This is a genomic window from Citrobacter sp. Cy070, assembly GCF_030332245.1.
GTDB lineage: Bacteria > Pseudomonadota > Gammaproteobacteria > Enterobacterales > Enterobacteriaceae > Citrobacter > Citrobacter youngae.
In genome coordinates this window covers 19,412-40,545 of sequence record NZ_JAOWIG010000054.1, presented here as the reverse complement: position 1 = coordinate 40,545, position 21,134 = coordinate 19,412, and the positions used below count along the sequence as shown (strand labels likewise).

Sequence of the window (21,134 nt, the reverse complement as noted above, 5' to 3'; positions counted from 1 at the left end):
TCAGCCGATGCCGGCTACCAAGGAGCGCCACAGCGCGAGGAGCTGGCCGAGGTGGATGTGGACTGGCTGATCGCCGAGCGTCCCGGCAGGGTAAAAACCTTGAAGCAGCATCCGCGCAAGAACAAAACGGCCATCAACATCGAATACATGAAAGCCAGCATCCGTGCCAGGGTGGAGCACCCGTTTCGCATCATCAAGCGGCAGTTCGGCTTCGTGAAAGCCAGATACAAGGGGCTGCTGAAAAACGATAACCAACTGGCGATGTTATTCACCCTGGCCAACCTGTTTCGGGTGGACCAAATGATACGTCAGTGGGAGAGATCTCAGTAAAAACCGGAAATAACGCCAGAAATGGTGGAAAAAATAGCCTAAATAGGCTGATTCGATGTGTTTGCGGGAAAAAAATCGGCCCAGATCCGCGAAATTTTAATCAGCGAGTCAGCTTGGGAAGAAATGACCTGCTTATTCGCACCTTCCCTAATCAAAAAACATCGAGGTGGTTTTATGCAACTCGTCGGGTACATCAATGATCTGGAAAAGGCTCGTGATGCGGTTGATTCAGCCGCAGAACTTCTGTTTAACGAGGCCAATAGTCTTCGGGAGGAATACTGGGACAAAGCTATTGCTGATGACGAGAAGGCACGGTACAGCTTTAACGTAACCAGGCAAGGAACAACTATCAGGATCCGCTGGGCCAGATTGACACCTTTGCGCAAAGCTGGTGGAGGCATTGATCGTGTCGTTCCCAAATACCTACCTCTCAACAAAGGCGAATCATATCCACCAGCGAAATTTAAGGATGCAAGCCAGCGAGAACTTGCGCTTATCGAACTGTATGAAGGTCAGCTTATTTGGTTGCGTGATGAGTTACGAAAAAACCGTGCAATTCGGCAGGCACTTTCACTTCGAATAACTCACCTAAGAAAACAGCTTTAGAAATACAAACCGCTCTGGAGTAAACATAACGGATATACATGAATACCAGGCGATGACCTGGTATTTTTGTTAGTGAGCCTTCAGGCGATCTGTTAGTGAGCCTTCAGGCGATAGCGGACTTATCGCGGCGGAAATGAATCAGGATGATCGCAATATGATCGCGAGTGTTTTCGCCCGGGTATGATCGGGTGGGAATGCAGCGGACTATTTCGCGGGCGCGAATATGGAAGGTAAACAAAGCGGAAGCGATAGCGTCGGTTTTCTCTATTTTTACATCGGGAGGTTGAGCATGGTAATAATCAAACCGCACGATGTCGGAGGAAAGATGAATTTCCTCCGGGGGTTTTTATGGGCAACCGGAGGTTGCCCTGGTTTTAATCGCCGGGGAAAACCAAAAGTGAATAACCAACATGGTTTTCCTCCGGGGGTTTTTGTCGCGGCGAGTACCGCTTAGAAATTGTGATCGGCTATCGAAACGGACAATATGAAGTCGATACCCTCGTTCGGAATAACTTCCCTCCCGATACACGCGTAAACAAAACGAAACCATTAACAAATTATCGCTCAGATTATCAAAGTGGATCATCTCCGTCTCATACCAGCCAAATTCCCTTGTAAACCGATCTGTATTCGCAAAAGGATCCGTTATTGGGATAAAACCACGCCAGAATCGCCTCAGAACGATTCTGAGCTTATCCCCCTGGTATTTTCACGATCGGATTGATTAAAACGCGCCTGAGCGTTTTGAGCGCGTTTTGTAGATCGACATATCTGTAAATTTCCTGAGTATGGTTTGGCTATGCCCTGATTTTGTTCCGAACGGGGAAGCCGTTATGATTAGGTCTGAATGTAAAGCACTTGTAGAGGTGATGCGGTATGAGTCACGAGCGCATTGAGGTTTTTGGTGATGGAGGCAGCTGGATAGCCGAAAGGCTTAAGTCATTCAGGTTAACGATCTTGGGTCAAAGTGAGTCGTTGTCTATCGTCAGGAACCCGACTGACAATTCTGCCTGGGTGACTCACGATGATACCGGCCTTGTTTTATGTCCCCTCCATGTTGATGGTTCGTTGGCCCCGGATATCGCTGAAGCTACTGAGACGGTGGAGAAATACATCTCCCGAGTGAGCCCTGCGGGAATATCAGCACGGATAAAGCAAGCCCGTAACCACCTGGATAGAATTGCCGCACCGGTAGACTCACGTTCTGCGGCAGCACTGTTAAGACGTGGCGGAATCCCGATTCTCTCACTGCGAACCACGGAATATCTGAAGTGGTACGAGTTGTTAGCGAGACTGGCGAAAGGTCAGGCTCTGTCACCATCCATCTGGGTGGATAACTACCTTGCCGGTGATACACCAGAAAGTGCATGGGCTAATGGACGCGGACTCTATGAGTTAATCAACAATGGGAATATGACATCAGCCAATACGATTTTCCCGGTCTGGTATTCTGTAGCTCTCGCACTGGGAAGATTCACAACAGAAGAACTACCTGTGATGAACGCCTGGCCGAGCTATTGTGATGGAACCCGTGTGGAGAGTTTTATCCAGTTGTATCGTGATTAATTCTTATTCATATGTCATATGATTAACGCTAAAGAAGATCTGCGGTAAGTCTGGCCGTTACCCGGAACCCCGGGACAGACCGAAACTTGCTTTCGGGTTGTCTCGGGGTTGGCCGAGCGAAGCGCTGGCAAGCACCACACCTATTTTGAGGAGAAGCCAATGTTAATTTCGTATAAGAGCAAATTGAAATTAGGATCTATCGCACTATGTTCATTTGGTGTAGGTATGGGCGTTATGCTATCAAAAACCGTTCCACTATCTTTAAGCGCTGTAGTAGTACTCGCCTTTTTCTGGTTACTCTCAATCATTTGTTTAGGGGTTGCTGCTTTCTTTTGTTCCGATTGAAATTGTGTAGTTCATACAGTACCCCGAATAATCCCCGCCTTTGTCAGTAGATAACCGTGAGGCAGACCGAAACTTGTTTTCGGGCTGTCGAGGGGTTGGCCGAGCGAAGCGCTGGCAAGTACAGACCATATTGTTCCCCCTGCATTTCTCATCGCTAAATTCTTTCTTGAAATATCGTCAGATTCCCTGTTTGTCACCCACCAGCCTCATGTTGTTATTGACCTAACTGCCATTCAATGGGAAGCAACAATGTTTAATTTAATCGCGAAGGCTAAAGAAGCAGGTTATCAATTCTGGATCAGTGCCTCCAAGGTACTGACAGTTACTACCGGAACCGAGATGGGGCTGACGATTATTAAAACTGTAACTGATATTAACCCTTGCTTGCTGGTGGCGGAGTTAATGAACCTTGGGATCACGTTATCCCCAGATAATAATTATTTCTGCTGGTTGGATAGCGAAGGTGTCCTTTGGGCCGTTGACCGCCACCATCTCTATCGAGGAAATACAGGGGAGCATGGGGTAAACTGGGATGTCGTCTATCATCACGGCATGGTAATTAATACCCCTGAGCAGGCATCCATCCTTTTCAAAATTCCCCACATTGGGCGCTTTACTGCCACTGTAATGTATAGCGCTGGCTATACACCCGACTGGGCTCTTCCAGCCTTTGTTGATTTTTCTGGTGAACCGGATCATGAAACAATACTGTCGTGGTTATCCGAGGTAGGCATTCGTAATGCAGGAATGCATCTCGAAGATATTGAGTTTCTTTCTGTTGAAGAAAATCCCGACGCTTATATCTCTCTTTAATGAGGTCTCTGTATGTCAAACGTTAAACCTTATTCCTGGGTAGTTCGCTTCGATGTTGCTCCTCAGTGGGTAGCTGACGGCTTTATCATGACAGATACCACAGCTCTCGAAATGCTATCTGATGTTATCAACTATGCAAACGATCACGAACTTGCCGCATTGGTTATTTCAGCACCCGATGCAGAAAGAATTTCCGAGGAGCAAGGCTATTTGGCTTCTAACAATGCGGAGCTAATGCGTCAGGTGCTAATCGGCTCACCGCAGGCATATGCTAAAGCATCTGTGGCAAATACCCTGCTAAAGGCTATAACCGCACTTGAGCAAACGCAGGATAATAAGCAGGTCGTTAAAGAACTGCATTCCAGCCTCGCTTTACTGACGGGCAATAAGCCTATTTCGGACATTATCTGGTTTCCAACCCCAGAATAATTCTTTCATAAAGAGCTTAAATCTTTAGCTCATTTATTTATGGATTTTCTATTCGTCAGCCACCCAGCGTGTGTTTAACTGAAGTTAGTAAACAAAACGAAAAACATACGCGGGGTGATTTATGAATACTGCAATTCATCAAGTACGAAATAACGTTCGTCGCACTACATCTGCACGTCCTGTTTGTTATCCAGTTCGCCCGCAGACAGAGAAAGAACTTTTTTCTGTAGGCCGCAGCCTCTGGTATCGCTACACCACTTCATTTGGCCCGTGCCGTGAAGTTCACCATCATCATGTGCAGCAGCTTGCACACCTGGTGGGTAAATCTGTTGGCTATGTTGAACATGCCATTAATCATTACCTCACGCATTGAACGAGGCGGCTTAATATGTCTACTCAAATCTATTGTGCGGTGCTTCGCCATTTCATGATGATGGCTGCATCCTCCCAGCACTCATTGATTGTGCTGAAGCAATTATATAACGCAGAGATTTCATCGAAAGCTCACCTGGCCGGTCTCTCCGTGTCCGAAGCTGAAGCGCTCCTGGCTCTACCATCCACCAGCTGGCGCAAACGCGATGATGTAATTCATGAGCTGAACATTCGCCTTAAGCAACTCACTAGCGTAGCCACACCGCCAGCTCAACAAGTCGCAAACTGAAGGAGTCTATAACATGCTGCCATTTCTCATTTTGCTGTTCTGCTCATCGCCTGAGACGGCGCGAATGATCCTAATCTACGCTACCGATGAATCTGCGGCCCGCCTCCAGGCGCTTGAAGATTTCGCACGTCTGAATGATTCGGGTTTTGCTGCTTCCGCCCAAACCCCATATGAGTGGGAGAATCCTCACGGTGACCAGCTCTTTATTGAGTCGGTATACCCGGTTCCATCCGGCGATTTATCTGCTATCCGCCGTATGCTCGGGGATGACGATGCCCCATATACCGACAAGCACCTTATTGCCGGTTTACTGGAGGACAGCCGACGTATCCAGATGATTGAACCGAATGCCGGTACTCTTTCTCGTATTGCTCAGGCAGAGCAGTACCTTCAGTAGACTTGTGTTCCGACCGCCCACCAGCAGGTGGGCTTCGGGCTAATTTCCTGTACGAGGTATGTATGCAAGGTACACCACGCTGGTGGCAGAACGGTCGTCGGGTGCAGGCCGTTCTCGCAGAGAATCAGACCGCAGATGTAAGGCTCAATATCGGCCCAGAAAATGACTTCTGGTTTACTGATGATGGTAATAATCCTGTTGCTGTGCTTAGGGTTATCGGCCCGGTCTGTCCACTGGATCCGCTAAAATTCACCTCCAGTATCACTGATGTCCTTCCTGAAGATGTCCATAGCTATAAAAAAGCCCTTCAGGAACACCAGATGATAAACCGGCCTGTCTCGTTCTATCTTGCACTTGCCGATGCCTGGTTGCTTGTTAACGAACAGCAGCCGGTTTACCAGTTCCGCATCCGAAACCAGTACAACGGCATGACTACTGAATGGAATTCCGTTGCCCGGGACAAAGTCATTGAAGTGATTAAGATGCAGCCGGAAACCGCTGAATTCCGGGTTCTCGTCCCATCGGCTCCTGAGCCTGCTGCGAATGCCCGGCAGTTGATCTCAGAAATTGAAGGTCTGCGTGAAGCTATTGGGAAACTCTACCCGGCAAATACTGATGTACGTCGTATTGCCAGAAACAGCGGCTGGATGCATGTATACGACGACACCAATGCCAAAATGAACTTTGCAGACAATGCCAGAAATACCCCTTATCTCGATGCCTTTGTGACTCAACTGCATCTCTTCCTCACAGATGATCGAGAGTAGATGTAAAACCTCCCTGAATCTTTCTGCTCTAACCAGCGCTGTCATATAGCATTTTTTTGACGGCGCTGCCGGTTGCGCTTTTATCAAACATGGTAAATACATTGTTTCATGCTGTCTGGCTCCCGGGCGCGGAGTTATCGTTGATGGAACCAAGTTGAGATATTCGAAATGAAAAGACCAACGGCACATAAAAATGACCGTCTGCCGGTGCGAAGATCTAACCCTACAACGCCTCAAGCAAGAGAGCGCGTTATTGCCGGGCTGGTGGCCTCAGCTACATCTGACTTCGTCTACCTCGTTCAGTGGCTGAAATCAGGAAAGCAGAACGGTGACCCTCTACAGCTATCCAGATGGGATAGCCTGAGAAATGCAATAAGCCACCTTGAGACGCTTGATGCTGGTGTACAACCTGACTGGCGCAAAGTCCTCACCCTGGTGTCGCGGGAAATTCATACCAGCCATAATGTCCAGGCGGTTGTTACTCCTCCGTCTAAAATCGCCGGTGGTATACTCAGCAACCTTAACGACATCAGCCAGAAGATAGCGACCGGGCTTGCTTCCCCTGACATGCTCGGCAGGCTCGATTATATGCTTCAGTTGACCGCAGGCCTGGCAGGTGGTGATGATCTGACGCAAAGCATCCGTAAGGTTTCAGACAGTGCAGAAAAAGCCCTACGTGGTTATGACAAGCCGCAGGCAAAGGCCAAAACGCCTAAACCGGCCCCACCAGCTCCTGCATTCCGGGATGATCAGACGTTCAGGCAAGAGTGTGCGCCACTGATTGGGGTTGATGACCTCTTTGTTCTGGCTAATTGCCTTATTGCGATGTCCGCCCGCCTGGGCCGTTCTCCTGTCAGCCTAGCGAAACGCGCAGCGGGTTTAAAAGGTGTGATTAAACCCGATATGCTGGCTGACCTGCTGGAGCTCTTACAGCAGGACGTGGATCTGACCGCCCTGGCCCCGCCACCCAGGGTTAAAGACGATAATAGCCGCAGTGATGGAGGTAAGCTCGTCGGTTTAACCGGGGTCGTCGAAGGTGGCGCGTCAATCGGTGCTGAAGCGCAGCGTATCATCACCGCAGAACTGAAGAAGCACTCGCCGCTCACTTCGGCGCAGCGCGTATCTTTCGATACCGCCCGTGCGGGTCTGGCGCTGGAGAGCGATACATTCCGGGTTATTGAAGAGATCAGACGTATTGCAGCATCACTCAACTGGAGACCGCTGGCTGTCGCGGCCCATGCCGCGCATAAATCGCCTGGTATCCGCCCGGAGATTGCCGGGGATGTGATCACGTTGCTGGCGCAGGATGAGGCCTTAACCACCAGCAAGCCTAGCCGTTAAGTACCTGCCGCGCTGACTACAGCTTACCTCGCGATATTGCACCAGCAGCTCAGAAATAATACCGGTATAAACGTCCGCGTTTTGCCGGTATTTTAATTCGCCCTATTTTTAGAATTAGCGATAATAGCGTTGCTTATTACGTATTTTTACACTCAGAAACCTTCGTCACATGAATAGGGTATGGTTCACTGAATAGACAAAGACGTTAAATCTGGTCAGCTACAGAAAGGAGGATTTATGTAAATGCTCTCGTTACGTTCAAACTCTTAAAAAACTGCCGCGCCTGCCTATATAAGCCAGGCTGTAGACCTGAAGTCTACAAATTTAGCGTTACTGACAATTCACAATCCAGTGAACCGGCCCACACTAAGGAGGTTATATGCGAACGCGTAACTTTAAATCTGAGTCTATGTAATCTGATCAGCTGGCGCTGCCGAGAATGGCGGACTCCGCTACCCCGGTGATAGACCGGGGTAGCAGGAAGAAAGAGTAACGATTTACCGGTTTTAAAACCAAATTTTCGTCAAATGGGATACAAGCGCCCAAGGCCGGTTCCCGTCTGACAGACCGAAGTTGTGATGTGTGCATCGCCCCCCTGGAAGTTGTTTTATTGAATTGCTGTGTGTAGTTTTGCGGGGATAATACCCCGCTTTTTTTTTGCTTATTCTTCTTCGTCACCCCACCTTCCTGTGCCATCATACGTATAGAAAATAACTTTTCACTTCTGACCCTTTTTCAGTTGAAGTCTTATGATTTGATATTCCGCTAATACACACACATTAAGGAATGAAAATGAGCAACGATATTCATAACAAAATTGCTGATGCTTTAGCTTCTGTTGGTTTAAAACTTTCCGATGGATATACCCGGGCCGCACTCTTACTGAAGATGAAAGGTTCAGTTAGTCTCAATTTTGCTGTTGATGGCAAACCTGTCACTGTCACTCTCCATATGACTGAATCGGGTGATGTTACTGCTACCACTGATTATGACGATTCAACCGCTACTGCCGCAGCAGCAGCCGCAGCCACTACAACGCCAACACAAGAGTCGGTGGAAAAACCAGCAGAAGAGTCGGTGGAAGAGCCAGAAAAAAGTAATACACGAAAAGGCCCAAGGCCTAAGTAATAACTGCGCTGGAACTACATGTTGGCATAATTATAAATATCAAAACTGGCGGGGTTAAATCCCCGCTTTTTTATGCCCGATTTCCTTCGTCACCTGAATACCCCGTGAGACTATAAGTAAACAAAACGAACAATACGGGGCAACGCCATGACCACCAGCAAAGAGAAAAATGTATTCTACGTTCACTACTATGAATCCGACTCCAGTGGTGGCGAACTGCCACTGATGCGCATTGAAGCGGAGAACGAAGATGAAGCCAACCTGATCTGTCTTCGCAACCTCGCGGATGTTTATGACGTTGATCATGACGACATCAGTCTTGAAGACGGCTTCGAAGTGAACGGCAATAGCGTTTATCTGCAAGGTATCTACCCGGCGACCTCAGAGCAGGCACTGGTAGTTGATGCGGTATTTAATATGACTTCTGTAGAACCAGTCGCTGAGGCTGTGACCGGCACGGCGGAATCCGCCTGCGGTATCAGCCTGGTCTCTGATAAGGTCTGGCTGGAAAGCTGGTTCGACCTCGAAGACAAATTTGCTGATCAGATGGCCCACGTCGCTGAAGATGACAAGTCTGATACACGCTTCTTGCTCTACCGTGACCAGGTCATCGATGTGCGTGAATGCGAGACATCTTCTGTCCCAGGCTGGGATCTCCAGTTCGGCTTGAGCGGCGGTACGCAGATGCTATTCATTCGCCTTTCTGATGATGGCGATCACGTTGCACTGGGTCTCGAATAACTGCTGCCTGCGCCCGGGCTTGTTTGCCCGGGTTGCTCCCCTCCCCTGAATCAAACCGAGTATCATGACATCATTCTGAGGAGTACCAGACGATGAGCGAAGTAAAGCACTTCAGCATCACGAAAACCGTTGATTTTTACATCAATGAAGCATCCCCGGAAATTATTGCGGGCCGCAGGATCTATCTGGAAACCGTATTGATTCCTCGCCTTCGTACCGGCCTTGCCGTGCTCAATAAGATGGGCCTGACCGAGCGTGAAGATATGGAGCTGCGCGATGTGTACCAGCGTGGCGTGGAATTTTTTGACAAATTGTTCGATGGCCCTGTCCCGCAGGCCAATACCACCACCAGCCACTAATCCGCAAATTTTGTCCTTTTTTTACCCGGCTCTGACTTCGTCACCCGGGTAACCAGTGATTTAATAAGTAAACAAAACGAACATACCAATAATCACTGGGGATGCACCATGTTTAAAAGTCTGTCTGAATTGATGACCAGCGTTGGCAAGACTGATGCGCATAAAGTCTCGATAGTCCAGGTTAAAACCGGTGTCACCTCGTGGGGCCGCAAAAACCAGTCATCCCGGCCTACGGCTGAATACCAGATCTGGATGGATACTCCTGACAACGACAGTCGTATCGTCCTGAAGCTGAATTTCGTGCTGAGTTCCCGCCGTAACCAGCCTGAGAAGAATGCGCCCCTGAATATTGAAATCAGCCAGTACGCTAACTGGGATACGGTGAAACGCGCCTGGGCGGAATGCGCTCCTGAACGCTATATGCGGCTGGAGAATGAAACGACAGATGAGTTTATGTCCACCAGCGGGGTCTGGGAAGAAGCATCCGTCATCACCAATGACATGCAGCCGGATTACCGCTACTTCTATCCAGGCACGTCCTATTACGTGGCAAACGACAGCTACTGAAGCCAGAAAACACACCATATAACCGAGGATCTACCATGACCGACGCTATCCAGACTGCCCCTGAAAGCTTCAGCCTTTCTTCCCTGACCGACCTGTATCGCACAGTGCAGGCAACCGAGTCCCACGCTCTTTCAATGATGCGTGTCCAGAGGGGGATCACCTCCTGGGGGAGCCGTCGTATAACTGACCGCCGAACTGAGGGGTTCACCGTCTTTCTGGATGCGCCGGATAACGCCAGCCGTATTACTGTTAAAACGGAGTTCGTGCTGAATGCAGCAAAGACCGGCCCTGATACGTCTAATGATCTGGTGGTGCAAGCGCGTGAACATTCAGGCTGGGATGAGAGCCGGAATTGTTTCACTGTTACCCGCGAGATCGGCGAACTGCGGGTTAATGCTGGTGGTGAAAATCATGCTGCTACACTTCGTCAGCTGTGGAAGCTGCTTCACGCGCAGGCAAAAGCCTACCAGTCCAGAAATACTGCCGGTAACGCCACCTGGCTTATGTTCTGATAAGCCCCGGGCATGGTAATGTGCGTCACGACATTACGCCGTGGCGCACTACGTTCGTTTAGAAGGAAATGAAGATGAAAATAAGCCAGCTGGAAGTCGGGATGAGTGTCTGGTCGGTTAGCCGGGTAAATATGGGCAACACCACACTTAAAACAGTTGTCGTCCACCCGGTCGTGATTGTCGAAGTCCATGATAACCACGTCATAGCCACCTGGAATGGTAACGCCCCGCGTCGTTTCGGTGAGTCCGTCGTTAAGGGCTGGAAGAAAGAAAAGCCGTTGCTGATCCGTGAAGGTTTCGGGCAAATGCGCCTGGCTACCAGGGAAGAGAAAGCGCTGGCTGGTAAGTAACCCCCTTCGTGACCTGTATGACCCGTGGTGTAATGGCTCCGACAACCTGGCAGTTTTCGCAACGCAACACTCTGCCGCAAATCACCCTCCACGGGGCCAGACAGGGAATACACGATGACCGATGCCATTCTCTCTGAAGAGCTGTACTTCAAATACCTCAACACCTACGAACGCGAAAGCAGGTTTCGCATTGACTCTTTTCGCTTTGATGGCGAGCCTCAGTGGACAACCAAATTCGGTCAAGCTCGCATCCGCCCTTCTCAGGTACGTGTACTGCTCTGCCGCTGCGGGGCAAACAACTGGAAAGACGATGGCAGGTTCGCCAATGAGTACTGCTGCGACAGCTGCGGACAGTTCGTGGAGGTGCTACAGCATAACGACCGTTGATTCGCGTCCCGGGGCCGGAGCTGATGGCTCACTGATAAACCATTTCAGACCGACATATTCATTCTGATAATACCCGACGTATCGCCTTCGTCACCTGCCGGGCCCGTGTTGTACTGGTATCAGTACAACATAAAACGAGATCACGGGGCGCATCATGCAGACACTGACCGACGTATTCAGCGATAAGGCGAATAAAGCCTTTCATTCGATTTTCGCCGATTTCCTGCCCACCAGCGCGGATGGGGTAATCACCTTTACGGTTCGCGGCTATGGCGGAAAAACTGCCTGCATGACCGTCCCCTCTGGAACCCCGGTTTTCGTCTTTGGCACTGAAGAGCTCGCCGACTTCCATCGCTCCGCCGTGGCGGGTGAATTCTACATCGTTGATCACGGTGGTTTCCGCACCCTGAATCAACAGGTAGAACGTGGCCGCGTCCCAGTCATCTACGACATCCTCTGAAGGGATCCGATTATGGCAATCGACACAGTTTACCGCCTGCGGCTCGATTTCGACGTGTATAACGGCGATGTCATCGACACCAAAGAGCAGGAAGACAAAGACCAGATCTCCATTGCGAAAATCACCCAATTTATCTTCGATGCCTCCGTTCGGCTCAAGCTTGATGCCTGCGAAACCAGCGATGGCGGGCCAGCACATGGGCCTTACTGTGTTCTTGAGCACTGCAACCGAGCTGTACTGGAACAGGCCGAAACTGAAATTAAACGCTATGTGAGACGCTTTAAAGGCCATTCACTGGAAGACTGATGAACCCGGTACATCCACCAGCATGAGGATGTACCTGACTTCGATAGCCGCTGCCGGGCTGTGCCTCCTGAGCAGCAGAGGACAAGGTACGGATATGCCAGACAATAAACCCCGGATGACTGCCGCTGAAATGACTGAGCGAGCCTATCACTTCTTCCTGGACGCAAAGGGTCTGTCCCCTCGTGCCGGGCAGGTAGACATGATGGCGTTTTGCAGCGCAGTCGTTAACGCTACCCCCGCTGAGGAGCAGTATCGCGTCGGGGTTATTGAGGCCGGTACGGGGACAGGGAAAACACTCGGGTATTGTCTGCCGCTGATCCCCCTGGCGATGGAAAAGCATAAGACGCTGATCATCTCCACGGCAACCGTTGCGCTTCAGGAACAAATCATCTCCAAGGATCTGCCAGAAATACAGGCGAGAGCGGGCCTGAGCTTCTCCTATGCGATGGCGAAGGGCCGTAGCCGTTACTTCTGCCAGATGCGCTGTGACGTTCATATGGAAAGCGAGATGAATGCCTATGGCTACATCCGCGATGATGTGGAGGATATCAGCAAGGCCTTTGCTGGTGGTCACTGGACAGGAGAGCGTGATTCCTATCCTGATGAGATCAATGAGGCGGTATGGGGTCGGGTCAATGCTATTGGCAGTCAGTGCCCTAAAAAGCGTTGCCCACATTATCACCGTTGTCCGTTCTTCCTCGCCCGCGCCCTGCTGGAGTCGGTGGATGTGGTTATCGCCAACCATGACATCGTATTGTCTGACCTGTCACTGGGAGGCGGTATTATCCTTCCCCCGCAGGAAGAGTCCATTTATGTGTTCGACGAAGGTCACCACGTTCCGCAGAAAGCAATTAACCACTTTGCGACCTCCGCCTCTCTCGATGCCAGCAGGCATTTCATGAGCGAAATCTTCGACATGGTAATGACCATGCCAGAGTCCTACGGCGGGACTATGGAAAAGCACGTGCAGCAGCTGGTGGAGCTTGCGGGCCATGCCGGTGATGAGCTCGGTGAGCTGCGGGGGACACTTTTACGCTCCCTGAACTGGCGAAACGATCACGAAATGCCAAATGGCACGGAATCGGACATCTATCGCTTCCCGGAAGGTTTCGTTCCTGAAGATATTGCGGCCCTGTTTAAGCCTGGGTTAAAGACAGTAAACGAGATGCAGAATATCGTTGTGAAAATGACGGCGATTGTAGATGAGGCCGGGCGGGATATCAGCGAGGAAGAACTGGCCCTTCAAAAGATGGCTGTCGGCGAGCTGGCAAATCGCCTGGCGGGTATGCATCAGGCTCTGGCCTCATACTGCGGGAATAAAACCGTCTCTGGTATGCCTATGGCCCGGTGGATTAACGTCCGTCGTACTAAACGCAGCACCGAAGTGGTGATTAATTGCAGTCCGGTCTATGCGGGCGAACACCTGAAATCCGAGCTCTGGTCGAAGGCTTATGCCACCATTGTGACCTCGGCAACAATCCGCTCCCTTAGCAAGTTTGACGCATTCCTGGAGCAGGCCGGTCTTCCAGTCGATACACCTACCCTGCTGGCCCGCAGCCCGTTTGATTACCAGAACAACGGCGTGTTGTTCATCCCCCGTATGCGCTCGGTTCCGACCAATCATGAAGAACATACGGCGGAGATCATCGAACTCCTTCCCAAACTGGTGCTTCGGCTTCAGGGTTGCCTCGTGCTGTTCGCCTCCCGCAGGCAGATGGAAGAAGTCAGCAAGGCGATGCCTCAACACATTTCACCGCTTCTGCTGATACAGGGGGCACTTCCAAAACGGGAAATACTGCAGCGCCATAAGCTCAGAATCGACCGTGGTGAGCCGAGCATTATCTTTGGTATGGCTTCTTTCAGTGAAGGGGTGGATCTGCCTGGCGTGTACTGCAACAACGTCATCATTGCCAAGCTGCCTTTTAGCGTTCCGACCGACCCGGTGGGCCAGACCCTGACGGAGTGGCTGGAGAAAAACGGGCGTGATGCTTTCCGGGAAATCTCGATACCGGAGGCCTGCCTCAAACTGACCCAGTCCGTTGGTCGGCTTATCCGCACAGAGAGCGATACCGGCGCGGTGACTATCCTGGATAAACGCCTGAAGACAAAAGCCTACGGGAAAGACATCCTCGCATCCCTGCCCCCTTTCAGGCGCGAAATTCGTTAATCAACAGTCGAGAGGTTGCTATGCATAAAATTGAATGCCCACGCTGTCTGGGTGGTAAGGGTGAGATCCGAGCGTTCCGGCACGTTCAAGGCGGTGTGTGTTTTCGCTGCAAGGGCCGGGGGTATGTCGAGGTGAAAACCATCCCGAAGCCTTCTATCCGGTTTGTTGCTATGCAGAAATGGGCAAATCCAGAGGACGTTAACTACAACAATGGGGATTTTATCAGGACGTTCTATTTCAAGGCCCGAAGTCAGGCTGAAGCAACAAAGAAGCTTCAGAAAAAACTCGGCGCGTCAGGTCGTGAGTTTTATGCCACTCCTGCGGATGATGTCCAGCAATAAATGGGGGCGTTTTGTAGTGGTTTATTCACTCTGAAATCTATCACTCTGGTTATGATTGGTTTCGAAACAAATGACAGGTGGTAACACATGAAAAACCAGGCTAAAACACAACATTCTGTTTTTAAGTTCATTCGAGCTGCGATTCCGGTAACAGTTCTATCGGCTATACAGTACGCTGTCATTTCTACATTGCTGGTGGTTGGAAAAATTGACCTTCAATGGTCGGAACTCGCTACATCACTTCCGTTATGTATTATTGCAATATTCTCAACAGCATTTGTATTTTACGACCCAAATGAATATGAGTACTTTCTTTCAGTGCTGGGAATGCTTACCGTTTGGGTTTTAGTGTTTATTGCATCAATACTCCTACTTGTAATCGCGCGAGGTTTTTCCTTCATCACAAGCAATTATGTAACATATGCTGAATTGGCTTCCTATTCCATACAGATAGGAATGATGATTGTATTTTACTTCAAGAGGGATAGTCTTAATCAACAGACCCTATAGATACAGTATTTCGCGATTAATATTATCATTGAACATTAACGCACAAAATTTACCCCCACGTCATACAAGGTTACCGATGCAATGAAAAATAAAATTATCGATGCAAAACTTGCATTTTTTAAAGTAGAGGGAACTCCAAGTACTGGTCACGTTGTGGTTATCGGGAAACCATCATCTGGGAAAAGTTTCTGCCTTACTGATGAAATAACGCGTTTGTTAAAAGCAGGTAAAAACCACGAAAATTAATTTGAATATTGCAAGCGGGGTTTGCTATGACATCAATTATTACCACTTTATATGAAAAACTTTCATTTCGTGTGCTCGCAGTTCCGCTGATTATTTTCAGCATTGAATTTTTGATATGGGCAGTGCTTATTCGAGAAAATGTTATATCCGGGGACTGGCCTTTGTATAGAACTTGTTTGTTCGCTTGTTTTTCCTCGCTGATTATAACTGGATTCACATTCCAGAATCCTGAAGGCAGTGATTTCCTAAAGGCAGCAGCAGGTCTCCTTGGATGTCTGGCCTTGGGGGGATTGATAATTATTATTTATTATATTGGCACTCTCGAATTTCCGATTATCACTGCCAAGATGGTTTGGATTTTCATGATGGCAAGCTTTACGTCTCAGCTTTTCACTTGCCTGATGAAATCGATGACTGATTAATTTGAAGTTCAGCAAAAACAATTGCAGAGCAAAGTTATTTATTCACTCATTTTGCGATCTAAGTATGCTTACGCTGAAGTAACCGAAAAGTACCTTTCTTGAAAAGTTTTTTCGGGATTTTAGGAGAAATGGATAATGGCATTCTCACTTACTTTCCATCAATACATTCTGGAGTAATAACATGTTTACTTTAGTTCTCGTGATTGGGCTTTATTCAAGTGGTCTTAATCCAAGTGGTGTCACCTCTCAGAAAATACCTGACTACAAAACCTATGATGAATGCCAGAGTGCCGCGCCTAAAGCAAAGCGTGGGGAAACTATCACCATCTTAAGTTATTGCATTCCCCAGCCTGCGGATAAGACAAAGGCGTAAAGGCTTCGCTATATGTGAATTATCGAAGGGGTGTCCATTTCATACCCGATTACTTCGTCAATTGTCGACCGGTGGGATAATAGGATTAAAACAGTTTTTAGCTTCACGATATTATGGAGAAACCGCCGTCATGCACCCATTCGATTCGGTCAGAGTAAAACTGAGTTTTGCCGGAAAGCCACCAGCGGCTTTACTGCAAAGCGCCCTATTTCTTGAAAATCAGCGTCCCGAATCCTCCAGTTGGAGCGACCCGGGCACGGCGGGTAATACACTGCTTCGCGACATCCTCCGGTCACAACCGGTTGAACTGAGCACTCTACAAGGCGTGGTTAATCTGACTACTGGCAACCTCGGTAAAGCCGAATGTAGTGAGTTGCTTGCACTGATGGGCCTTCGTAGCTTCGGTGAAGAAGCTGCTGAGTTAATGGTTCGCAATGCGTCAATGGTTTTTGCGAGTGGACAGGCTAATGCAAAGAACCTGATTCGCATGGAAGTCACTAAATCACACCTTACTTCTGATAAGCAGGTCATTGTCAGTACTGAAACCCTTGAGCGGCGTATGTACGTCATGAACAGCAACGGTATCTGCTTCGTCGTTGAGCCTGAGATCTGCCTTGATGCCGAGAAACTGCCGGGCGCGGATTTCTTTATCACTGAAGACGAAATGGATGCTGCGGGCGTGAGCCGCTGGGGTGAAAACGGCAGTCAGCACTGGCGATGCATGGTTACCTGGTTCAATGGCAGTAGCACCATCATGAACGAAATGGGACACATGTACGAGCTCGGTGATGAACCTGAAATTCGGCTCAATAGCTTCGGTGGATAAAGCCCACCAGCGAGGAAATACGATGAGACACGATAACGTCAAGCCCTGCCCTTTCTGCGGTTGTTCATCTATCCGGGTTCGGGAGATTTCGAATAATTTTCGCGCCTGCTGCAATTCATGTGAGGCCACGGTGGCGTTTCAGGACTCCGAACAAGCCGCTGTGACGCGCTGGAATACCCGCGCTGAAGAGAAACAATCTGGCGGACTCCAGTCAGCATAAATTAAGCCCCGGGCTGCTCTGGGCCTGAATACCGATAAGAGGAAACACCGACATGAAATTTTACATCAGCGACGTTTTATGGAAATCCGGGCAGGCATTCATTTTCTCGTTTGTCACTGCTCCGGCAGTTGCGTTACTGCTCATTCTGTTCTGCACAGTTCTTACCAGTTCACCATCCAAGGTCTTCCTCGATCAGGCCCGTAGTCTGGTTGGAAATGCCACCAGCACCTCGGTCATGGTTTGCCCTAAAGAGAAAGCAGTGTTTGCCGCGTTCCGCTCCTCAGAATGCCAGCGACACGTGGTGAATGCCGATGATGCCATTAAACAATGGGACTCGCTGTTGCTCAAAGGCTACCTGATAGTGGCGGGTATCGCTCTTATCTGCTGGATGGTAAGCGAGGCAGTTAACTACCGCAGAAAGCCGTGGCGCTATGGGATCCGTCCCTCTGATATGACATTTAGCTATACAAAACTCGTGCCGAAAGAATCCGATGATGACGCGGATAAATAACCACTCATTTAGCACGGCAGACAGCCGGTCAATGCCAGCAGCACAGGGGGCAGTATGGGTAGACCTACAGGCAATATCGTCAGACTCACAAAATCAACAGGCCGCAGCAGCGACTTTTTCGGGCCATGTGAGTTGTGTGGAAAACATATGTCAGAAGCATTCCGTACCCGAAAAGCGCGTGAGTGGCAGCGTGAAAATGGCGAACTCTATTACGGCCATGATTCCGCCGTCATGTATGCACATGAAAAATGCATTCTGAATCTGGAAAGCAAATTTACCTCAAATTAACGACTGGTGAGATTTATGAAAATACCTCTGGGTAAGACGTTCCCAATTTTTTTTATCTTATTGGTGGTGGTGCTGGGGGGCGCTATCGCCGAGAAACTGCTATGGGAGGGACACCTCTATCCCGATTTTCTTATCAGTGATGCCTATGTGGCGAAAGATACTCAATTGCAGGCCAGTAACGACACAACACTGTTGAAGCAGTGCTACGCTCAGCACTTAACTGGATGTGAAAAGTATTATAGAAGCTTCAGCCAACTGGAGGTCAGGGGTAACGATCTCAAGTCGCTGTGTAAAGTCCTGACAAATAACACTGATCTGGACGTCTTTCAGAGTGATGCTCAATTGCTGGTTCGTTGCTCACGATGGAATGTTTTCCGTGTAATTCCATTTAAACCTACAGATAACGCAACTGATAAATTTAAGCCAATGGTCGATATGGTTGGGAGCTGGATGGCCTACAACCGGCTCTCAAAAGAGCTACTTCATGAAGATCCGGTCGATATCTTTTTTGTTGGACTGGATGAGGGAAAAAAGCAACTATCCCTGAAATATTGCTTTACCGGGGTTGATCAAATTCCTCCTCAAGTAGCTTTCCAGCGATGTGACACCGAGTCGGATACGACTAAAACCCAGAGTGACAAATCATGATGACATTTCTCGCTAATTTGCATCGCCATACTACGGCCTGCCGCAGCTTCGCATTCTTCACTCTGGTCTCCGGCCCGGCGATTGCTTTATTTATCACGTTCATCTGCATGAACTATTCAGGTTCACCTTCAGCGCATCTGGTTAGTGCAGCCAGGGCTGTCATTGATGGTGCTCCGGTCGGCAAACTAATGGTATGTACCGAAGAGCCACAATCCACGACTCCCCCGACACTTATCGAATCTCCCTGCGTTCGCGAGGCGGTCGATGAATCAATAGTAACCGCGAAGTGGGATTCAAACTTCCGAATGGTTTACGCAATGCTTGCTCTGCTTTCTTCTGTTATCTGGTGTCTAGTGAGCGCCACACGAGCGAACATATTCAAGGACGCTAAACCCCCTACTCGATAAGCCTGTCAATTCTCAAATAAAATGATGAAAAGTTGTGAAATTAAGGAGTGATGATGAACATAAATTACAGTATTAATAACAGTGTGCTCATGATGATGAGTGAGTTTATGATTACAGCTTTTGTAATCGTAATACTTTTTGTGATTGTATTAGTATATAACAAAGCGTTTAAGTCTGAATTAAGCATAAAAATATTTTGTTTTAGTCAGTTAACAGCCATTTTCATTTCCGTATTAGAAATAACAACAAAAAGAACAAATGCTGGAAGTATCAGTATTACATGGAGTGACGGCATCCATCAGTTTTATACTCACGTTTTTCTGGGGTTTGCTTTTTCTTTCTTACTTTTTTTGCTTGGTCTTTATGACTACAAAATGAAAGGCAACAAAGATGGTTTAAAGGATTGCAAAAAACATGTTTTACCGTGTTTCATAGGGAGTTGGTTCGTATTAATAATATTCTTTTTCTCCGCTTCGCCTTTGCGCTATGAGGAGAATTTGATTACGGATGCTCGCGTCGTAGCTTCGGATCCCAATCGAACCACAATTATCTATGCTGATGGGTTCTACTGGCTATTTGATATGGATAGAAATGAATTTGATAAGTCTATATCCAGAGAGATAGTCAGAGGCAACTACAAGATGTTATGTACTTCAGATACACCAGCTACCTGCTGGGCGGGCAGAAAATTCCCCAAAAACACATCACTGGATAAAGTTTTATGAAAGATTGTAACGCTGAGAAATATAGCTATTCATGTCTTTTCGCAGCGGTATTTAGACCAGGTGAAATGCCTGTCATTTCCGCGTTCCGGGCGCGGTATTGGGCTCTAATCATTCGATGGGCATTGCGTTTCGGTTACACCGTTTGCCTGATTGGCAGCACTGGAACCGGAAAAAGTTACCTCATCGAAAGAACGCTACCAGGACGGATCATTGATGCCCGACTGTTACTGGTAAAGAATGATTGGCATGGCCCTGTGCCATTCAGTTTGCGCGGTGCAAAGCCCGGCCCAGTTGGCATTGATGAGTCGTCCAGCTTTTCAGAGGAAACGCTGCGTCAGAACGCGGAGAACCTGAAAGAAAGAGGGGTAGTGTATACAGCACAAAGCATTGATAAAGCAGCTAAAGTTGCAGCCAACCTGCCAAACAGGCGTGTGTTGCTTATCATGATTGGAAAAACGTAGCCTCTGCGGTCTAGGCCATCTGACCTGCTGAACTGACGCAGTAGACTCTCTCGGAGGCAAACAAATTTGCTGGTGGGATAAAATGGGCGCATACTTAAAGCACGTGTAATCGACACGTGCTTTTTTATTGGAGGACACATGCAGGCTACAGCTGCTCGCCAGAAAAAAACCGTCAGTGTCACCCTTGAGCCAATGCTCGTACAGCAGGCAAAAGACGCTGGGATTAACTTGTCCGCCACGCTGGCAGAAGCGCTTCAGAGCAAACTGAAGGCCAGTGCAGCGGAAGAATGGAAACGACAGAATCGTGCTGGTATTCAGGAGTTGAACCGCATCACTGAAGAGCATGGGTTACTGTCTGACGAATACAGGACGTTCTGATAATGCAATATACCGTTTACCGCAATCCCGGCAACAGCCAGGCATACCCTTACCTGCTGGATATACAGAGCGACATCATTGGCGAGTTAAATACCCGCCTGGTGATCCCCCTTCATCGGCTTAAAAAAGGAGCCTCGGCCCCGGTTGCGCGATTAACTCCGGTCATACAGGTGGAAGGGAATGACGTTATCCTGATGACGCATGAAATGGCTTCAGTCCGCGTGAAGCAGCTCGGTCAGGCGGTCATGGACGCATCTCCGTTCCGGCACACTATCAAAAGTGCGGTGGACTTCCTGCTGGATGGTTTCTGACAGAGATAATGAGCGAGAAAATGATGAAGCAAAATGAACTGCTGGAAGTGGCAAAAGCCATGCGCGATTATATTGATGCCCTCCCTACCGATGTCGTTGCAGCATTACCGGTGATGCCGGGATTTGATCGAGACTGGGCCGACGAAGTCATTTACGAAGCCGAATCCGCCAGCAAATAACCCCCCGTCTGCGCCCGTTTCATCTGAATTCGGGCCGTCACAATCTTTCTGATTTT

General features: G+C 48.8%; 35 protein-coding genes. All 35 read left to right on the top strand.

From position 1 onward, the window contains the following. A partial coding sequence (locus OGY19_RS08800; RefSeq protein ID WP_202096121.1) for a transposase occupies positions 1–330 on the top strand: 330 nt, incomplete at its 5' end. 57 nt (positions 331–387) lie between these two features. Further along, positions 388–936 carry a conjugative transfer protein MobI(A/C) gene (mobI, locus tag OGY19_RS08795; protein ID WP_286596349.1) on the top strand — a complete coding sequence of 183 codons (549 nt, stop codon included), beginning with the start codon at positions 388–390 and terminating at the stop codon, positions 934–936. Between the two features lie 957 nt (positions 937–1,893). Beyond that, positions 1,894–2,502 carry a hypothetical protein gene (locus tag OGY19_RS08790; RefSeq protein ID WP_226988884.1) on the top strand — a complete coding sequence of 203 codons (609 nt, stop codon included), beginning with the start codon at positions 1,894–1,896 and terminating at the stop codon, positions 2,500–2,502. Between the two features lie 594 nt (positions 2,503–3,096). Then, complete coding sequence (locus OGY19_RS08785; RefSeq protein ID WP_007372259.1) at positions 3,097–3,660, top strand: hypothetical protein; 564 nt, start codon at positions 3,097–3,099, stop codon at positions 3,658–3,660. Between the two features lie 12 nt (positions 3,661–3,672). After that, positions 3,673–4,089: a hypothetical protein gene (locus OGY19_RS08780; RefSeq protein ID WP_016241566.1), complete on the top strand. Its 417-nt coding sequence runs from the start codon at positions 3,673–3,675 to the stop codon at positions 4,087–4,089. Positions 4,090–4,210: 121 nt separating this feature from the next. Further along, complete coding sequence (locus OGY19_RS08775) at positions 4,211–4,462, top strand: hypothetical protein (protein WP_007372261.1); 252 nt, start codon at positions 4,211–4,213, stop codon at positions 4,460–4,462. A 15-nt stretch (positions 4,463–4,477) separates the two neighbouring features. After that, positions 4,478–4,750: a hypothetical protein gene (locus tag OGY19_RS08770; RefSeq protein WP_016241565.1), complete on the top strand. Its 273-nt coding sequence runs from the start codon at positions 4,478–4,480 to the stop codon at positions 4,748–4,750. 13 nt (positions 4,751–4,763) lie between these two features. Continuing rightward, on the top strand, positions 4,764–5,147 hold the full coding sequence (locus tag OGY19_RS08765; RefSeq protein ID WP_007372262.1) for a hypothetical protein: 384 nt from the start codon (positions 4,764–4,766) through the stop codon (positions 5,145–5,147). Between the two features lie 62 nt (positions 5,148–5,209). Next, positions 5,210–5,914 carry a hypothetical protein gene (locus OGY19_RS08760; protein WP_007372263.1) on the top strand — a complete coding sequence of 235 codons (705 nt, stop codon included), beginning with the start codon at positions 5,210–5,212 and terminating at the stop codon, positions 5,912–5,914. Between the two features lie 168 nt (positions 5,915–6,082). Then, complete coding sequence (locus OGY19_RS08755) at positions 6,083–7,255, top strand: hypothetical protein (RefSeq protein ID WP_048213837.1); 1,173 nt, start codon at positions 6,083–6,085, stop codon at positions 7,253–7,255. Positions 7,256–8,047: 792 nt separating this feature from the next. Next, a complete protein-coding gene (locus tag OGY19_RS08750; protein WP_007372266.1) occupies positions 8,048–8,383 on the top strand; it encodes a hypothetical protein in 336 nt (111 codons plus the stop codon). 147 nt (positions 8,384–8,530) lie between these two features. After that, positions 8,531–9,124 (top strand): hypothetical protein, encoded by a 594-nt coding sequence (locus OGY19_RS08745; protein WP_007372267.1) that lies wholly within the window; start codon positions 8,531–8,533, stop codon positions 9,122–9,124. Positions 9,125–9,216: 92 nt separating this feature from the next. Continuing rightward, a complete protein-coding gene (locus OGY19_RS08740) occupies positions 9,217–9,483 on the top strand; it encodes a hypothetical protein (protein ID WP_007372268.1) in 267 nt (88 codons plus the stop codon). Between the two features lie 108 nt (positions 9,484–9,591). Beyond that, positions 9,592–10,050 (top strand): hypothetical protein, encoded by a 459-nt coding sequence (locus tag OGY19_RS08735; RefSeq protein WP_007372269.1) that lies wholly within the window; start codon positions 9,592–9,594, stop codon positions 10,048–10,050. A gap of 35 nt (positions 10,051–10,085) precedes the next feature. Further along, complete coding sequence (locus OGY19_RS08730) at positions 10,086–10,562, top strand: hypothetical protein (protein WP_286596347.1); 477 nt, start codon at positions 10,086–10,088, stop codon at positions 10,560–10,562. Positions 10,563–10,636: 74 nt separating this feature from the next. Beyond that, entirely contained in the window at positions 10,637–10,912 is a 276-nt protein-coding gene (locus tag OGY19_RS08725) for a hypothetical protein (protein ID WP_007372271.1), read from the top strand. 114 nt (positions 10,913–11,026) lie between these two features. Continuing rightward, complete coding sequence (locus tag OGY19_RS08720; RefSeq protein ID WP_007372272.1) at positions 11,027–11,299, top strand: hypothetical protein; 273 nt, start codon at positions 11,027–11,029, stop codon at positions 11,297–11,299. 154 nt (positions 11,300–11,453) lie between these two features. Next, positions 11,454–11,759: a hypothetical protein gene (locus OGY19_RS08715; RefSeq protein ID WP_016241563.1), complete on the top strand. Its 306-nt coding sequence runs from the start codon at positions 11,454–11,456 to the stop codon at positions 11,757–11,759. Positions 11,760–11,771: 12 nt separating this feature from the next. After that, a complete protein-coding gene (locus tag OGY19_RS08710; protein ID WP_007372274.1) occupies positions 11,772–12,065 on the top strand; it encodes a hypothetical protein in 294 nt (97 codons plus the stop codon). Positions 12,066–12,159: 94 nt separating this feature from the next. Continuing rightward, on the top strand, positions 12,160–14,232 hold the full coding sequence (dinG, locus tag OGY19_RS08705; RefSeq protein ID WP_286596345.1) for an ATP-dependent DNA helicase DinG: 2,073 nt from the start codon (positions 12,160–12,162) through the stop codon (positions 14,230–14,232). 20 nt (positions 14,233–14,252) lie between these two features. Then, positions 14,253–14,573 carry a hypothetical protein gene (locus OGY19_RS08700; protein WP_016241561.1) on the top strand — a complete coding sequence of 107 codons (321 nt, stop codon included), beginning with the start codon at positions 14,253–14,255 and terminating at the stop codon, positions 14,571–14,573. Between the two features lie 87 nt (positions 14,574–14,660). Next, entirely contained in the window at positions 14,661–15,083 is a 423-nt protein-coding gene (locus tag OGY19_RS08695; RefSeq protein ID WP_024196082.1) for a hypothetical protein, read from the top strand. A gap of 81 nt (positions 15,084–15,164) precedes the next feature. Beyond that, positions 15,165–15,329 (top strand): hypothetical protein, encoded by a 165-nt coding sequence (locus OGY19_RS08690; protein ID WP_007372277.1) that lies wholly within the window; start codon positions 15,165–15,167, stop codon positions 15,327–15,329. Positions 15,330–15,355: 26 nt separating this feature from the next. Then, entirely contained in the window at positions 15,356–15,751 is a 396-nt protein-coding gene (locus OGY19_RS08685) for a hypothetical protein (protein ID WP_024196081.1), read from the top strand. 181 nt (positions 15,752–15,932) lie between these two features. Beyond that, positions 15,933–16,124 (top strand): hypothetical protein, encoded by a 192-nt coding sequence (locus tag OGY19_RS08680; RefSeq protein ID WP_016241560.1) that lies wholly within the window; start codon positions 15,933–15,935, stop codon positions 16,122–16,124. A gap of 130 nt (positions 16,125–16,254) precedes the next feature. Beyond that, entirely contained in the window at positions 16,255–16,950 is a 696-nt protein-coding gene (locus OGY19_RS08675; protein ID WP_007372278.1) for a hypothetical protein, read from the top strand. Next, positions 16,913–17,170, top strand: a complete 258-nt coding sequence (locus OGY19_RS08670; RefSeq protein WP_306083951.1) for a Lar family restriction alleviation protein — start codon at positions 16,913–16,915, stop codon at positions 17,168–17,170. The genes OGY19_RS08675 and OGY19_RS08670 overlap by 38 nt, the downstream gene beginning before the upstream one ends. A 52-nt stretch (positions 17,171–17,222) precedes the next feature. Next, the gene (locus OGY19_RS08665; RefSeq protein WP_009653093.1) at positions 17,223–17,681 is read left to right on the top strand and encodes a hypothetical protein; all 459 of its coding nucleotides are present in this window, start codon (positions 17,223–17,225) and stop codon (positions 17,679–17,681) included. A 147-nt stretch (positions 17,682–17,828) separates the two neighbouring features. Then, the gene (locus OGY19_RS08660) at positions 17,829–17,969 is read left to right on the top strand and encodes a hypothetical protein (protein WP_007372281.1); all 141 of its coding nucleotides are present in this window, start codon (positions 17,829–17,831) and stop codon (positions 17,967–17,969) included. Positions 17,970–17,984: 15 nt separating this feature from the next. Next, positions 17,985–18,617 (top strand): hypothetical protein, encoded by a 633-nt coding sequence (locus OGY19_RS08655; RefSeq protein ID WP_007372282.1) that lies wholly within the window; start codon positions 17,985–17,987, stop codon positions 18,615–18,617. Between the two features lie 457 nt (positions 18,618–19,074). After that, positions 19,075–19,749, top strand: coding sequence for a hypothetical protein (locus tag OGY19_RS08650; RefSeq protein WP_008786597.1), 675 nt, complete (start codon positions 19,075–19,077; stop codon positions 19,747–19,749). Continuing rightward, entirely contained in the window at positions 19,746–20,210 is a 465-nt protein-coding gene (locus OGY19_RS08645; RefSeq protein ID WP_008786596.1) for a hypothetical protein, read from the top strand. The genes OGY19_RS08650 and OGY19_RS08645 overlap by 4 nt, the downstream gene beginning before the upstream one ends. Positions 20,211–20,348: 138 nt before the next feature. Then, positions 20,349–20,588 (top strand): type II toxin-antitoxin system CcdA family antitoxin, encoded by a 240-nt coding sequence (locus OGY19_RS08640; RefSeq protein WP_007372285.1) that lies wholly within the window; start codon positions 20,349–20,351, stop codon positions 20,586–20,588. A gap of 2 nt (positions 20,589–20,590) precedes the next feature. Next, positions 20,591–20,899 (top strand): CcdB family protein, encoded by a 309-nt coding sequence (locus OGY19_RS08635; RefSeq protein ID WP_007372286.1) that lies wholly within the window; start codon positions 20,591–20,593, stop codon positions 20,897–20,899. A gap of 20 nt (positions 20,900–20,919) precedes the next feature. After that, positions 20,920–21,078 (top strand): hypothetical protein, encoded by a 159-nt coding sequence (locus OGY19_RS08630; RefSeq protein WP_016241558.1) that lies wholly within the window; start codon positions 20,920–20,922, stop codon positions 21,076–21,078. The last annotated feature ends 56 nt before the right edge of the window (positions 21,079–21,134 follow it).